This is a genomic window from Bradyrhizobium barranii subsp. apii, from assembly GCF_011516635.5.
Classification (GTDB): domain Bacteria; phylum Pseudomonadota; class Alphaproteobacteria; order Rhizobiales; family Xanthobacteraceae; genus Bradyrhizobium; species Bradyrhizobium barranii.
This window is the reverse complement of record NZ_CP096255.1, coordinates 7963814-7979055: the sequence shown is the minus strand read 5'-3', so window position 1 is coordinate 7979055 and position 15242 is coordinate 7963814. Positions and strand designations below refer to the sequence as shown.

Here is a 15242-nt window from a genome sequence, read left to right as displayed (position 1 = left end):
GGCCCATAAATGTGCAGGCGCTTGGTCAGAGCCGCACGCCCGTCGTCGCAAACGCTTGTTGGACGGGTTCCTGGATCTGGTCGAGGACGACAAAACCGGCCGCCGCGATCACAATTGCGGCTGCGCAGGCGAGCAAGAAGGCTTTCATGGCAAGGCTCCGCAGGAGATCGGGGGTAGTTTATATGAGCGAGCAACCTGCGGACAACTGAATCAGCACGTGCCAAAATCCGATCGTTGGTTGGCCGGTTGGCACGATAGCGCCGCCGAATCGACCACAAGAACGGAGCGACCATAGTCAGCTGTCGAGCAGTAGTTTGACGAAACAACATAGGCAATCATCGCGACTCGTTGGCGCTCTCGCAGAGCCGTCAGGACGAAACTGTCCGCAGATCATTTAGGTCGCGCCGATGATCGGCACATCGCGTGCCTTTGAATTATGACAAATTTTCTGCTGGCGGCGGCCTTACGGACGGGGCAGCTCGATCCGCGGGCTGGACGAGCACCCGGTGCATGTGGCGTTCAACGACGCCGAGGCTTTTGCCAAGTGGGCAGGCAAGGAACTTCCGACCGAGGCCGAATGGGAATTCGCGGCGGACCTCGCCACTTTGCGCTGTTTCGCGATCCTGGCGACCCAGGTTCGAGCACCCGTGCCCCCGCCTTGAGGCGCTATTCCGACCGCGAAATCGAGCGGCGGGCGTCCCTCATTTCCGCTATGATCAAGCCATGACGATCGGGATCACCGGACCCGAACGGAAGGTACCAAGGCAGAGTGCCGTGGTCGGGCTCACTATTGCGGCCGCTGTCATTGGGGTTTGCCTGATCCTTCTCTGGCTCGCGAGCGACCTCCTCGTCGACTGGCTGTGGTTTTCCTCGATCAGTTATCCGCAGGTTTTTTGGACGACAATCGGTGCGAAAACCGTCATCTTTCTTGGGGTCTGGACCGGAACCGCCATCATCCTTTGGCTGAACGGATGGTTCGCACTGCGCTTTGCCCGACGGCGGTCGACACAGCTTGTCACCGCTTCGGTGTGGAACTTCGCGGGCAACGCGCCGCCAGATTTGCTTGCGCTTTTACGCGATCGACTGCCGTGGTCCCGGTTGATCGTAGGTGGGGCAGCTTTGATCGCTCTGCTCGTCGCCGCCGCAGAAGTCGGCAACTGGGGTGTCTTCCTGCGGTTTGTCTATCAGGTGCCATATGGCGCAGACGATCCGCTCTACAACAAGGACATCGGCTTCTATCTCTTCTCGCTGCCCGCCTATATCCTCATCAAAAACTGGATGATGCTCGCGCTCGTTCTCAGCGCGCTTTTCGCCGCGGCGATCTACTGGGTGCACGGCGATATCGAATACGACCGTCATCGTCGATCAATGTCGTCGATGGCGATTGCCCACGGCTCGGTGCTGCTCGGTCTTTTCTTTGCAGTGAAGGCCTGGTCCTATGGTCTTGATCGCTATCTGCTGCTCTACGGCGACAACGGTGTGGTCGTCGGCGCAAGCTACACCGATGTCCACGTGAGGCTCCCGGCCTTGTGGTTGATGATCGGACTTTCGGTCATCGCGGCGTTCGCCACGTGGGCAAATTTGCGGGTGCGCACCTACCGGCTTCCTGCCGGCGCGTTCCTGCTTGTCGTGATCGGGTCTTTCGTGCTGTCCAGCGTGATTCCCGTGCTGTTCCGGGAGTTCTTCGTCAAACCAAGCGAATTGGAGCTGGAAAGGCCCTATATCGAACGCAACATTGCGCTCACCCGGCAGGCATATAATCTCGATCAGATCGCGGCCAAGCCGTTTGCGGCGGAACAGAAGCTTAGCTTCAAGACGCTCGACGCCAACAAGGCGACAATCGACAATATCAGGCTGTGGGACTGGCTGCCCTTGTCGGACACCTACGCGCAGCTGCAAGAGATCCGCACTTACTACAAATTCCATGATCTTGATGTTGATCGCTACTGGCTCGATGGCTCCTACCAAAGCGTAATGCTCTCGGCTCGCGAATTGCGGCCCTCCCTGCTGCCGCCAAATGCCCAGACATGGGTCAACCGCCACGTGCTATTTACTCACGGCAATGGCGCGGTGATGAGCCCGGTCACGCGCAAAAGCACCGAGGGGCTACCGCTGCTCTATTTGCGGGATATCCCTCCGGTTGCGGATGGAGGCCCCAAAATCCACGAGCCGCGCCTCTACTACGGCGAACAGAACGACAACTACGTCATCGTCAAGGGGAGCACGCCGGAGTTCGACTATCCGAAGGGAAAGGACAATGTCTACGCGGCTTATGACGGTACGGGCGGCGTTCCGATAGGAGCGATGGTGTGGAGAGGCCTGTTCGCTTACTACTTCAACGACCCGAACCTACTGCTCTCGAGCTACATCACGACCGACAGCCGTATCATGATCCGGCGCAATATCGGGGAAAGAGTACGAACGATCGCCCCGTTCCTCAGGCTCGATCACGATCCTTATCTGGTCATCAGCAATGGGCGGATGTTCTGGATGCAGGACGCCTACACGGTGAGTTCCTACTTTCCCTCCGCGCAGCCGGCGCAAGACGAGGATATCAACTACATTCGCAATTCAGTGAAGGTCATCGTCGATGCCTATAACGGGACCGTCGACTTTTACCTGATGGACACCGGCGATCCGATTGCAGCGACCTATCGGCGTATCTTTCCGAGCCTGTTCAAGCCATTCTTGGCCATGCCGGCGGATATGCAGAGGCACATTCGCTATCCGGAGGACCTGTTCCTGATTCAGGCGCAGCTCTATCAGAGCTATCACATGGAGGCCGCTGACGTTTTCTATAACCGCGAGGATCTCTGGCAGTTCCCGCGTCAGCCGGGCGGCGGCGGCATTGCGACGATGGCCCCATATTACATCATCATGCGACTGCCCGGCGAGCCGCAGGCCGAGTTTTTCCTCATGCTTCCCATGGTGCCAAGCCGCCGCGACAATATGATCGCGTGGCTCGCCGCGCGTTGCGACGCACCCGACTATGGCAAGCTGATTGTCTACGAGTTTCCCAAGGAGAAGCTCGTCTACGGGCCGTTCCAGATCGAAGCGCGGATCAATCAGAGCACCGATATATCGCAGCAGATCACGCTGTGGAATCAGATGGGCTCGCGGGTGATACGCGGTGCGAACCTGCTTGTGATCCCAATCGAGAACTCGATCCTCTATGTAACGCCGCTCTATTTGCGAGCGGAGCACGGACACCTGCCGGAGCTGAAACGCGTGATCGCAGCCTATGGTGAACATGTGGTGATGAAGGAGACGCTCGACGAGGCCTTGTCAGCACTGTTTATCGAGCCTGGCGCGGTGCGGCCGGTCTCGAACACGAAGGAGGAGTTTCCTGTCGCACGCCCGTCGGCAAGTCAGGCACGGGAGGCGCTCGACCGCTACAATCAGGCCGTCGAACGATTGAAGTCCGGCGACTGGAAAGGCTTTGGCACGCAGTTCGACGCAATGCGCGAGCTTCTGGAGGAAATGAACCGGCACGCCACGGGCCATTAGCGCCGCGGCTCCTTTGGCGCTCATTGGAGAACACAGGGGCTGCATAGTTCGGGCTGAACACGCAACGAAGAGAGGCCTTGAGCTTGATCCGATACAGGCGGTGTTTGCACTCGCGGTACGAATGCCGCTGAGAAGCGAGGTGGACCGCAAGCAGGTCGAGCTGGATCTCCTCTGTGAACCAACCGACAGGCCCACTGTCGCGCCTACTGCTGTAGCCACTGACTGAGTTCATCTTCAGTTACAACACGCTCGAAATTCTCGGTTTTGCTTTTGATGCGGTATCGAATGCGTCCGTCCGCCTCAATCGGGAGGCATGCAACAATAGTGTAGACGGTCCGTTCGCCATTGTCGGCGCGGCCCTGCGGTCGCTGGGCTTGATGATGAACGTCGTCGTTGATCGAGAAGATGTAGGGCATTGTGTTCCTTACAGCATTTGGGGCGCGTGCGCCGCACAGAGAAGCCCGCCGGCCCGCTGATTGCAATCAAGGTTTTGCGGGCCGTGAACAGTCCCTTCGAGAAGGCCGCGGAACCCGAGGCCAGCCGCGGCGCCCTCTCATCTCATTCCCGTGGCAACCCATGCCACCGGTGGTATGGTGAAGGGGTTCGACCTATTGAATGACTTGATGGCCGCGCCCCGAGGGGGCCTTTCCAAGACATCGCTGGATCGAATTTGCTCACACGGATTGTGGGTAACGAACTCTTTCGTGGGTATTGTTGGAGACGGATAATGGCAACGGGTGTCGTGAAGTGGTTCAACGGCCAGAAGGGCTTTGGCTTTATTCAGCTGGACAATGGTGGGCCGGATGTATTTGTTCACATTAGCGCCGTCGAGCGTGCGGGCCTTCATGGACTAGCCGAAGGGCAGAAGGTCTCCTTCGAGGAGAAGACCGATCCGAGGCGCGGAAAGACGAGCGCTGAAAATCTGAAGACCCTATAACATCGGTCGACGCTTCGGTTTCACGGATGTACTGAGAAGCAGGCTACAGGGGGGATATCATCGCCGACCTGCGGCGGAGATGCCGCACGATTGTTCGTTAAGTTTTATCGTTCATCCGCTAGGTCGTGGAACTTAGCACCAGCGGCACCGTCCCCAGCGTGCGCAGCAGCCGCCGCAACCCCCGCAGCCACCGCAACCACGCACAGCTCGGCAACCACGGCAGCCACGGCAACCACCGCAACCTCGGCGAACAAGGACGGCGGCTAGCTGCACGTCGCTTCCAGCATTTTCGTTATCGAAGAGATAGAACGTGGCGAGACTGACGTCGGCCATTTCCTCTTCGCCAAGAACGAAGCGCTGATTGGGCGAGATGTTGTCAGAATGCGGGATATGAGCAGTGGGTATCGTGTGCGCGGATGCGCTCCCCGCCAGCGAGAGACCCAGTCCGGCCGTACCGAGTGCCGTCACGGCGGCGGCTTTGGTTGCGCGTGCGTGCTTCGCAGCTTGCTTCACCCGTGGCATGGTCGCCATCCTTTCGGAAGTTGTCGTGAAAGGGTCAGCTTGACGTAGCAAGTGTGCCTGTACGTCTAGAAATGCGACCTAGCGCATTCGGTTCCCCTTCGCGCGCGGGTCTTTTTGAGTTGCAACTGGTGGCGGACCCGACTGACCGTCTGACGATGTCCGTTAACGGGGGCAGAGCGGAAGTTGGACTTCGCGGCGGTCAATGCGGATTTTGACCCGAAGCCGACAGGTTCGAACAGCTGGCGCTTTCCCAAGGCTCCAGCCAGCGAGGGCGACTGCGCAAGTGCTGCTCAAGAATTAAACGTCGATTGGCTTTTAATCTGGTGAGCGCGTAAAGGGTACAAACCGCACGAGGCTGGCGGCGCGCGTTGCTGTCTTGCCCGGGCCGGTTTTTTCCACCACCGTGAGCTGCTGAGTGGTGTAGGCAGGTCCCACCGGCATCACCAGCCGGCCACCCAATTTGAGCTGCTCAATCAGCGGCGCCGGTACGTGCCCGAGCGCTGCGGTGACGATGATTGCTTCAAAAGGACCGCAATCGGGCCAGCCAGCATAGCCGTCGCCAAGCCGAACGCTCACATTGTCATACGCGAGGTCCTTGAGCGTTTTGGCTGCGGCCGCGGCCAACTGCGGGATGATCTCGATGGTGCAGACCTTTCGCGCCAGGTGCGCAAGGATGGCAGCCTGATAGCCCGAACCCGTACCGACTTCGAGCACAACATCATCGGGCGCGACGTGAGCCAGCTGAGTCATCAAGGCCACGATGAATGGCTGCGATATGGTCTGGCCGGCGCCGATCGGAAGCGGCATGTCTGCGTATGCGATGGAGCAAGATCGCTCAGGGATGAACAGATGGCGTTGTGTTTGCCCCATGGCCTCAAGGACTCTCCCCGACAGCCCCTGCTGTCCCAAAACACTGACGTGGGACCGGGCGTAGGACCGGATGGTTTCGACCATGGCGGCGCGTTCGAGGACGCATTGCGCGTCCTGTGCGGTCACTTCGCGCGCGACGGTCACCATAGAAAGCACGAGCAGCAGCAAGGTCCTCATGAGCCGTCTCCCCGATCTCGGTGGCGCGGCGGCGACAAGGCCGGTTGCGACGCACCCGCAGCAACCAGTCATGCCGGCGCTTGGGTCACCATCTATCTATGACGCGCGGTTGAGAAAGATCGGCAACCCCTGCTTGTTGCCGTAGATGGGGCGATAGCGCTCCGTGTTGTAGCTGCTGGCGACGTCCAATTTGCGCGGGCCGAGCTTGGCGTCAGGGATGGGCACGAGGTCGTAGCAGCCCTCTACCAGCGCCGACATGAGGCCGGTCTTGCCTTCCAGGATGGCATCGTAGGCCATGTTGCCGAAAGTCAGGGCCACAAGCTTGTCGATGAAGTCCGGATCGCCCGATCGCAGGTCGTAGGTGAGGTCGGAGGTGATCGTCTCCTCGCCGGCGCGCCGCTTGATCTCGTCGGCAAGCGATTCCGCCACGTTGGCCTTCTTGCGGTGACCGTAGGCGTCAGGCTCGCCGTATTCCTGCAGGTTGAAGCCCTCCCACTCGGCACCCTCGCTGAGCACGATCAGCGCGTAGTTGCTTGGGTTCGCTCGCTTCTCCTCGAGGAGCAGCTGGATCAGCTTGTCGAGGTTGACCTTGTACTCCGGTATGACGCATCATATCGAGGTCGCATACGCGGCGTAGAGCGCTGTGAATCCAGCATCGCGGCCAAAGACGCGGAAAATGCCAATTCGCTCATGCGAGCCGACAGTGGTGCGCTGTCGCTGGATGGCATCGCTGGCGCGGGTGATCGCGGTCGAGAAGCCGATGCAGTACTCGGTGTTGCGGACGTCGTTGTCCATCGTCTTCGGGATGGCGATGATCTTGACGCCGAGTTCGTTGAGCTTGGCCGCATAACTGAGCGTGTCGTCGCCGCCGATGGCGATCAGGTGTTCGATTCCGAGCCCCGAAAGGTTCGCCAGCACCTGGCCGGTGAGGTCCCAAGTCTTGGTTACGATGCCGTCCTTGGTACTCAGGGAGACTGGAACGTCCCTGCCGACGAGATGATCGGGCAGCTTTTGTATTTTGGACGGATTGATGCGGCTCGAGTGCAGCACGGTGCCGCCGCGCCGGTCGATAGTGCGAGTGTTTTCACGGTTGAGCGGGATGACATAGTGAGACCTGCTGGTCGGGTCCTCGAGGTTCAAGTGCGTGAGGGCCTCCCAACCACGGCGGAGACCGACGACCTCGATGTCGTTCTCACTGCCGCGATAAGTCACGCTCTTGATGACTGCGTTGAGGCCGGCGACGTCGCCGCCGCCCGTGAGAATGCCGATGCGTCTTTTCGCCAAGCCAAACCTTCCAGCATTGGCAGGTCGTAATAATGCACAGCGCAGCTTCGCTACTCGGCTGCTTCCGGCTTGCGCTCCTCACGCAGCCGAAATCGCTTCACGAGTGCGGATACGGTGTCGCGGAAGCCGCCATATTCCAGCTCAGAATAGGGCAGCATCGCAGCGCCGGACCAGCCTTGGCTGCGCATCTCGATTGCCTTGCGTTGCGCGCGCCGGCGCACCTCGTCCCACGCCGGGTTGTCGAAGAAATCGGTATAGGACTCGGAAAAGCGGCCGTCCTTGTCGACCGAAAAGCCAGCGCAAGAAACGATCGGCAGGCAGTACATGCCAGTGACCGGTGTATTGAGCGGCACGGGCATCAGCGGCATCACATGCGAGCCGCGCGCATCGCCGCCCACGAAGTGTGCCTTGGCGAAGGGCGAGATAATCTCCTCGGGCGCCGGGAAAATTCCCTGGTTTCTGATGATTGCGACCGGATCGTCCTTGCCGGTGTACTTGCCTGCGATTGCGTGAAGACGTTGCGCCGACACGGCGGCGGCAACCTCGCCATATGTTTGAGAAACGATGCGATCAATGCCAAAGCGCTCGTTGTCGCGGAGCAGCGCGGCAATGTGGTAGTTGTCCTCGGGCGCATCGAGTTCGATCACGCTGTCGCCCGCCGTGTGGTCCATGTCGATGACATGGAAACGGAATCCCTTGATCATCGGGGGTAGCATCAGCCCGGCGCAATACATGGGATCAGCGAAGGCGAGGTAGAGCGGCAGGTTATAGGCGCCGGGGCCGCATTTGTCGGCGGCGAACACCATGAATGATTCCGCGGGTCTCGGCCCCGAGAGGCTGTGGTCGAAGCTGAGCTCGGCGACGCCCGGGCCGGCACCGCGAATGTTTCCGGAAGGTGCGTCTGCGAGAAGATCCTGGCCGGCGCCGTAGAGACCGGAAGTCCTTGCAACCGAAGTGGCCGCAAGAAACGCCTTCCAGGCGAGTTGATGGATCTCGGAGCTCCCCTCGCCCCGAGTGTGCGTCATGATGATCGCAATGTCGTCGCCGGTGTGGCAGACAAAACCGTCGATCAACAGACCATTGCAGATCGCCTTCGCGACCTCGCCCTCGACAGCTGCCATCATGCGTGAGGATGGTTTCGTATGCCCGCCGACTGAGCCAACGTCAGCCTTGATGACCGAAAGAGTGAGTCTCATGAGCTTTCTCTCCGACCAGCACAGCGCGACGCGTCTGCGCAGGCTGCGCCGGGGCGACGGCGCTGCTCATACGCCGAAAGAACGTCTGATGTTATGTTAGGTTCCGCAGATGCCCTTCCTGCTCGAAAAATCCGCTTCCCGAGATATTCAACCACCTTAAGGATCATACCAGAACCGATAGGATAAGTAGATCATGCGCCATCATTTTCTGCGGTGCACGAGTCCGGTTTTGGCCCGCGTGATACATGCCGGTGCAGTCTGACGATTTCCGTTCACAGGGGGAGACCGGAAGAGAGCGGCATTGTCCGCCGCTTGTGCCCGCACTGTAGGTAAGAAGGTGTCGAAACCACTGGAGAAGCGGCAGCCCCAAAGAGCTCAGCAAGCGCCAGCTTTACGCCATACTAGCTGAGGCGGTCAGGAATACGGACTAAGAGTCTGTCCGGAAAGATTACCTTGGATTGCATAGCTTTCGCAGCATGAGTCGGATGGAGGCCAGCTTGAGAAAGGCGAGCGCCCTGTGATTGAAGCATTCCCAATCTTTGGACAGTCTTCGGCATCGCCCGAGCCAGGCAAAGGTACGCTCGACGATCCAGCGTTTGGGCAAGACGACGAAACGGTGAGCCTGATCGGAGCGTTTGACGATTTCGAGGTTCACGCGCTTCAGAGCGCTACGCAGCCCCTTCTGGAAATGTGGCCCTTGATATCCGCCGTCGGCGTAGAGCTTCAGAAGAAAGGGATAGAGGCCGAACAACGTTGCCATCAGGAGCACGCCGCCGTCGCGATCCTGGATGTCCGCCGCATGCACGATGGCGTGCATCAAGAGGCCTTGCGTGTCGACGAGAATGTGCCGCTTCTTGCCCTTGATCTTCTTGCCCGCGTCGTAGCCATGGAGATCATGAGGCCCCCTTTTTCAGCGCTTTTCACGCTCTGGCTATCGATGATGGCGGCGGTGGGAGAAGCCTCGCGCTCGGCCCTTTCGCGACATTCGACATAGAGGGCGTGATGAATTTTATCGAGCGTGCCGTTCCAGCTCCACAGATCGAAGTAGCCATACAGCGTCGAGCGCGGCGGCAGGTCCTTGGGGATCGCGCGCCACTGGCAACCTGTGCTCAGGATGTACATCAGCCCGTTGGCAATCTCGCGCAGGTCCACCGTACGCTTGTTGCCGCCGCGCTTGGCCGGCGGGATGCGAGGCGCGATCAGCGCCCACTCCTCGTCGGTCAAGTCGCTCGGATAGCGCAGGCGGCTGCGGTCGTAGCGTGCACGGTTCTCGGTAGTCCACATTGGCGGCGCGTCCCCATCGAATCAGGCCGCTCACCTTGAATCACAACCGATTCATTCGACTCAACATGTTTTGGAACAGACACTAAGAGCTAGCCCGCGAAGCGCGCCCGCCCTCCATAGTCCTGAAACGGGAAATGATATTGCCCGTCAGAATGCGGCGTCTATTGCAGATCGTGCCAAGACCGGGAAAGTGCGGCAATCTATGACGGCGTGTTCCGCCCGTGAATACACCGTATGGTTGGCCCAGAACAAAACGGGCCACGTTGTCATTTCAAACTAAGCCACTGTCGCCGGAAACAGGCCAGTGCCAAGACTTTGACAGTGGTCCGACCAGATCGACTTGCTTGAGGATGGGAGACCGCTTGGCCTATCACACAGCCCCTCAAAAGTGACCAACGGAAGTTATTCGCATTTTCGCAGTCCCGTCATCATCTTCTCAGCCAGCAACAACAACGGCGACGGTCTCTACCTCGTCGTCGCGAGTGCAAGAACTGGTGCTACCGGTACTGGAAAGAAGGTAAGCCGCGCTGGCTCGGTCTAGGATCGCTCAAGGACGTGTCGCTAAAGGACGCGCGGCTTGTCCGCGACGTAGCGCGTCTTCGTGTCAAAGGCGATCGCAGCGCACCCGGCGTCGACATCGTGTGGAGAAGCGAGCGGCGCCTGAGGAAGCGAAAGCCGGAGAGACCAAGGTCACCCTGCCTATTTTCGAGCTGTGCGCCGAAATCTACATGCGCGAGCACTGGTCGATCTGGAGCACGAAGCATCGCGTTCAATGGCCGTCGTCGCTCAAACGGTACGCTTACCCGGCAATTGGAAACTCACGATCCCAGAGATCAAGCCTAGCCACGTCTACGAATTGTTGCGGCCGATCTCGGTTGAAAGCGAGAGACGGCTACAACTTTCAGAACAATGCACCACCTAGCAGGACTTTGGGGGCGATCCGAAGCCGCCGGCCGTCTCCCTAAGGAGGGCAAGAGCGTCGCGCATGCCGTGAGTGAGACGGGGACATCCTATCGAGAAACGTTCTGCGGGTTGGACTTGAGCATCGTAGCTCACTTGATCCTTCCGCTGCTGTGTGATCCGTTAGTGCTCCCAATCAGCATGATCCAAGGCATTAGAAAGCTGAAGTAAAAGTTGCGACAATTGTTTTTTGTCGGCGATTGGGAAATCTTTGAATAGCCGAGCCTCGCGCTTACGCGAGGCTTCGGCCATTCTCGTGGCGAAATCTCTACCTTCGCCGGTAAGCTTGGCGATAGCGGCTCTGCCACGGGAGCGAGTCTGCTCGATCGAGATCAGCCCTCGATCCGCCAGGATGGCGAGACTGCGACTTGCTGCAGCCTTGTCGACGTCGGCAGCGTCGGAAAGTTCACTGACATTGAGGGATTCGATGCTCTTGAGCGTCATGAGAAGACGCCATTCCACGATGCCGATGTTCCAGGCCGCGCGGTAATACGCAGTCGCGCCTCTGTTGAGGCGCATGCCGAGGGTCGACACCAGCACGGCCACATGTTCACGGGCCAGCATTCCGGCACTCCGAGAACGTTCGTCCGAAGCTTTCTCCCTCTCGAATTTCTTGGTCGCCGGCATTCTCGAAGATCTCCAATGGACTTCGTTCCAAGTCCCGCATTTTGCAGCGCATTGATCCAGATCAAATTTCTTGACAAAACATTTATTGACATATCAACATAGAGCCCAATCTCCCAATTCCAAGAAAAAAGTGGCGAGAGTGACATGGAAGGAAACGGCTTGGTCGCCGGTCTTGATCAGGCGAGGACGTATGCCGGCGCAATCGATTGCGACCTTCATCCGGCTGTGCCCGGGATGGGCGTCCTCCTGCCCTATCTGGACGATTATTGGCGCGAGATGGTCTCCGTCCGCGCGCTCGACCGTCTCAATCTGAGCCTGACCAGCTACCCGCAGAACTCGCCACTATCCTGTCGTCCGGACTGGCTTCTCCCGGGCGGTGCGAAGGCGGGCTCCTCGCTCGAAGCGATGCAAGACCATGTGCTCGATCGGTTTCGACCGCGCTATGGAATTCTAAACTGCCTCTACGGCGCGCAGGTCCTTCACAGTGAGGATATGGCGGCGGCGTTCTGCCGGGCGACCAACGACTGGATCAGGGATCACTGGCTCAATCGGGATCCGCGCCTCCGCGCCTCGATCGTGATCCCGTCGCACAACGCGGAACTCGCCGTGGCGGAAATCGACCGCCGCGCCGACGACTTCCGGTTCGTGCAGGTGCTCATGCTGGTGTCCGGTGAAACGACGCTGGGCCGGCGACATCTCTGGCCCATCTACGAACGCGCCGAGCGCCTTGGCCTGACGATCGGAATTCACGCAGGAAGCGCCTATCGATATGCGCCTACCGCCGTCGGGTGGCCGTCATACTATGTCGAGGACTATGTGGCGCAATCCGCCGCATTCGAGAGCCAGCTTCAAAGCCTGATATCGGAGGGCGTGTTCGCGAAGTTTCCCGGGCTCAAGGTCGTTGCAATCGAATCCGGGTTGACGTGGCTGAGCGGGTTCATCTGGCGCGCCGACAAGACATGGATAGGCGTGCGAGCCGAGGTTCCGTGGGTCACGCGCACGCCGTCCGAGATCATCCGTAACAATGTGCGCTTCACCGTCCAGCCGGTCGATGCGGCGGACGACGGCGAGGCCATCATGCGGCTCGCCGATCACATCAAGTCGGACGAACTGTTCCTGTTCTCGACGGACTATCCGCATTGGCATTTCGACGGGGATGCGGTTCTCTCCGGCCGGCTCCCTGATGCGCTTTTCCGCAAGATCGCCAGTGAAAATGCAATCGCCGCTTACTCGCGATTGGCCACGGCCGATCAGATCATGGAGGTTGTGCCATGAGCACCGTTGAACTGGAACGGCCACGGGCCTCGAACTACAAGCTGAGAGTGATCGATTGCGACATCCATCCGGCGATGACGTCCTGGACCGAGGTGCATCCTTATCTGGAAAGGCAATGGATCGAGCATCTCACGGTCTATGGCAGTCACCTGCGCCACGCCTTCTCCGAGGCACTGTCGCATCCGCGCATGTCGCCCGACGCCGCGCGGATCGATGCCTATCCGGAGGAGGGCGGGCCGCCGGGATCGAGCCTTGAACTGATGAAGAAACAGCACCTCGATCCGAACGGGATCGAGGTGGGCATGTTGATACCCCTGCGGTGGAATCCGGGCAGTCAGAGAAATCTCGACCTTGGCGTCGCATTGACCCGCGCGATGAATACCTGGCAGGTCGAACGCTGGGTGAAGCAGGAGCCGCGTTTGAGGGCCTCGGTGCTGATCGCCCAGGAGGACACGGTTGCCTCCGTCGCCGAGATCGATTCCAGGGGAGGGGATCCCAACTTTACCCAGATCCTGATCCTGCCCAAGACGGACGAGCCGCTTGGACGCCGGCGCTACTGGCCGATCTATGAGGCGGCCGTGCGCAACAACCTGCCGATCACGATTCATGTCGGCGGCACCAATGGCCATCCGTCGACCGGCGGCGGATGGACATCCTATTACATGGAGGAACACCACTCGGTCGCCCAGACCATGCAGGCGGTCGTGGCCAGCCTTGTCTTCGAAGGGGTCCTGGCGCGCTTTCCCGAGTTGCGCGTCGTGATCATGGAGGGCGGTTTGGGCTGGGTGCCCTCGCTCAATGCGCGCATGGACAAGCACTGGGCACGCCTTCGGAGCGAGGTTCCTCATGTGAAGAAGGCGCCGTCGGAATATGTGCGCGAGCAGGTGTGGTTCAGCACGCAGCCGATGGAGGAGCCGGCGACGTCGGCCGAATTGATCGATCTGTTCGACAGGATCGGATGGGATCGGCTGCTGTTCTCCACCGACTACCCGCATTGGGATTTCGACGATCCGCGCTACGCGTTTCGTGCCAACCTCACGCAGGCCCAGCGCGAGCAGCTTCTCTACGAGAATGCGCGCAAGTTCTACAGGTTGGACTGATGGCGCGGCATGTGGTTGCGACCGTGGATCAGATCCCGCCGGGCCAGCGCCTGCTGGTCCAGGTCAATGGACGCGAGATCGGCATCTTCAATGTTGGCGGCGAGTATTTCGCCGTCGGCAATCGTTGCCCGCATGAGGGCGCGTCCCTGTGCAAGGGGCGCATCGTCGGGCTCGTCGAGGCAACAGGGCCTGGTGACTATCAATACAGCCGTCGCGGTGAGCTGTTGCGCTGCCCGTGGCATGGGTGGGAATTCGATCTGCGAACCGGTCGGTCGTGGTGCGAGCCGGATCGCACCAAGGTCCGAAGCTATGAGCTGAAAGTCGAGTCCGGAGGCGCGCTGATCGAAGGCGAGCTGCGCGCCGAAACGTTTCAGGTCACGATCGACAAGCAATATGTTGTCTTGGAAGTCTGAAGACCAGTGAATCAATTAAGCAAATAAAAGCGCATTGGGAGGAGTAAGTGTTGTTCAAGCTAGGGATGTCGGCGGCTGTCGCCTGTTTCGTGGGTCTGTTGAGCTCCGCGCAAGCCGAGGACGGTTCTTGGGACAAGGTCATCGAGGCCGCCAAGAAGGAAGGCAAGGTCGTGGTCTACAACATGGCCTTGGGCGCTCCCTACTTCACGGCTGTCCTCAAGTCGTTCGAAGCGAAGTACGGAATTCCGGTCGAGAGTCTCGACCTCCGTGCCAGTGAGCTCTCCGAGCGCATCCGCACCGAGCAGGCGGCCGGCCGCTTCCTGGGCGACGCCGAGATGGTTACGACGACCATGATCGAGGAGCAACTCAAGAACGGCGATTTCGTGCAGAAACTGCCGCCGATCCCGAATGCTGCCCATTTGCGACCTCCGTTCAAGGCCAATGAGTACAGCGTCCCGGCCTTCATGCAGCCGATGGGCATCCTCATCAACACGCGGCTGGTCAAAGAGCAGGACATTCCGACGAGCTGGAACGATCTCAACGATCCCAAATGGAAGGGCAAGATCCTCTCGGACGACATGCGGCCGCTCGGCAGCGGGAATACCATGTTCGCCATCCTGGAAAAGACCATGGGCACCGACTTCAACCAGAAGCTCGCCGAGCAGAAGCCCGTGTTCAGCCGCGATATGCGAAACGACGCGCGGCGCGTCGCTCGCGGCGAGTACGCCATCTATATCCCGCAGATCTTTGCGTTCACGTCCGATCTGAAGGGGTTGCCGGTGAAAGTCGTGATTCCGAAGGAGGGTGCACCTTTCGCGGAGATGGATCTCGCGGTGCTCAGGAACGCGCCGCATCCCAACGCCGCGCGTTTGTTCATCGACCACTTCCTCAGCGTCGAGTCGCAATTGCTTTACGCCAACGCCTGGATGCTTCCGGTGAACGCCGCAGCCGCCGAGCGCGCCAATCCGGACGCGCAGCAGTTCGTGAATGCCAAGATCATCGGTCCTGCCAAGCTGGCTGAGCGCTCCTCGATGATGGATCTCGCCAAGAAGCTTTACCCCTGAGAGACCCATGAGCGTTTCAGCCGGAG

11 protein-coding genes and 3 pseudogenes are annotated in these 15242 nt (G+C 59.7%); 7 read left to right on the top strand and 7 right to left on the bottom strand.

Annotation, left to right across the window (positions count from 1 at the left end; genetic code table 11):
- Positions 1-25: 25 nt before the first annotated feature.
- Positions 26-148 (bottom strand): hypothetical protein, encoded by a 123-nt coding sequence (locus tag HAP41_RS50150; protein WP_256376430.1) that lies wholly within the window; start codon positions 146-148, stop codon positions 26-28.
- A gap of 304 nt (positions 149-452) precedes the next feature.
- Here HAP41_RS50150 and HAP41_RS38260 point away from each other — a divergent pair.
- Together HAP41_RS38260 and HAP41_RS38255 are read left to right on the top strand one after the other, a co-directional pair.
- Positions 453-593: pseudogene (locus HAP41_RS38260) on the top strand (SUMF1/EgtB/PvdO family nonheme iron enzyme); the annotation flags it as partial.
- A gap of 130 nt (positions 594-723) precedes the next feature.
- Positions 724-3507, top strand: coding sequence for a UPF0182 family membrane protein (locus tag HAP41_RS38255; protein WP_166082213.1), 2784 nt, complete (start codon positions 724-726; stop codon positions 3505-3507).
- A gap of 203 nt (positions 3508-3710) precedes the next feature.
- On the opposite strand, the gene HAP41_RS38250 is transcribed toward HAP41_RS38255, so the two are convergent.
- Positions 3711-3923, bottom strand: a complete 213-nt coding sequence (locus HAP41_RS38250; protein ID WP_063985301.1) for a hypothetical protein — start codon at positions 3921-3923, stop codon at positions 3711-3713.
- Positions 3924-4234: 311 nt separating this feature from the next.
- Between HAP41_RS38250 and HAP41_RS38245 the strand changes: the two genes are divergently transcribed.
- A complete protein-coding gene (locus tag HAP41_RS38245) occupies positions 4235-4444 on the top strand; it encodes a cold-shock protein (protein WP_166082214.1) in 210 nt (69 codons plus the stop codon).
- An 837-nt stretch (positions 4445-5281) separates the two neighbouring features.
- On the opposite strand, the gene HAP41_RS38240 is transcribed toward HAP41_RS38245, so the two are convergent.
- From HAP41_RS38240 to HAP41_RS38220, 5 genes and pseudogenes are all read right to left on the bottom strand, one after another.
- Positions 5282-6013, bottom strand: coding sequence for a protein-L-isoaspartate(D-aspartate) O-methyltransferase (locus tag HAP41_RS38240; protein ID WP_166082215.1), 732 nt, complete (start codon positions 6011-6013; stop codon positions 5282-5284).
- 96 nt (positions 6014-6109) lie between these two features.
- Positions 6110-7225: pseudogene (locus HAP41_RS38235) on the bottom strand (6-phosphofructokinase).
- A 122-nt stretch (positions 7226-7347) separates the two neighbouring features.
- Positions 7348-8493 carry a fructose-1,6-bisphosphatase gene (locus HAP41_RS38230; RefSeq protein ID WP_063985299.1) on the bottom strand — a complete coding sequence of 382 codons (1146 nt, stop codon included), beginning with the start codon at positions 8491-8493 and terminating at the stop codon, positions 7348-7350.
- 448 nt (positions 8494-8941) lie between these two features.
- Positions 8942-9777, bottom strand: a pseudogene (locus HAP41_RS38225) (IS5 family transposase).
- Between the two features lie 1083 nt (positions 9778-10860).
- Positions 10861-11364 (bottom strand): MarR family transcriptional regulator, encoded by a 504-nt coding sequence (locus HAP41_RS38220; protein ID WP_166082216.1) that lies wholly within the window; start codon positions 11362-11364, stop codon positions 10861-10863.
- A 144-nt stretch (positions 11365-11508) separates the two neighbouring features.
- Between HAP41_RS38220 and HAP41_RS38215 the strand changes: the two genes are divergently transcribed.
- Genes HAP41_RS38215 through HAP41_RS38200 form a run of 4 tightly spaced genes read left to right on the top strand, consistent with a single transcriptional unit; the run spans position 11509 to position 15216 of the window.
- Positions 11509-12639 (top strand): amidohydrolase family protein, encoded by a 1131-nt coding sequence (locus HAP41_RS38215; protein ID WP_166082217.1) that lies wholly within the window; start codon positions 11509-11511, stop codon positions 12637-12639.
- Entirely contained in the window at positions 12636-13739 is a 1104-nt protein-coding gene (locus HAP41_RS38210; protein WP_166082218.1) for an amidohydrolase family protein, read from the top strand. The genes HAP41_RS38215 and HAP41_RS38210 overlap by 4 nt, the downstream gene beginning before the upstream one ends.
- Complete coding sequence (locus HAP41_RS38205) at positions 13739-14152, top strand: Rieske (2Fe-2S) protein (RefSeq protein WP_166082219.1); 414 nt, start codon at positions 13739-13741, stop codon at positions 14150-14152. Before HAP41_RS38210 ends, HAP41_RS38205 begins: the two co-directional genes overlap by 1 nt.
- Before the next feature lie 47 nt (positions 14153-14199).
- The gene (locus HAP41_RS38200; protein ID WP_224580631.1) at positions 14200-15216 is read left to right on the top strand and encodes an ABC transporter substrate-binding protein; all 1017 of its coding nucleotides are present in this window, start codon (positions 14200-14202) and stop codon (positions 15214-15216) included.
- The last annotated feature ends 26 nt before the right edge of the window (positions 15217-15242 follow it).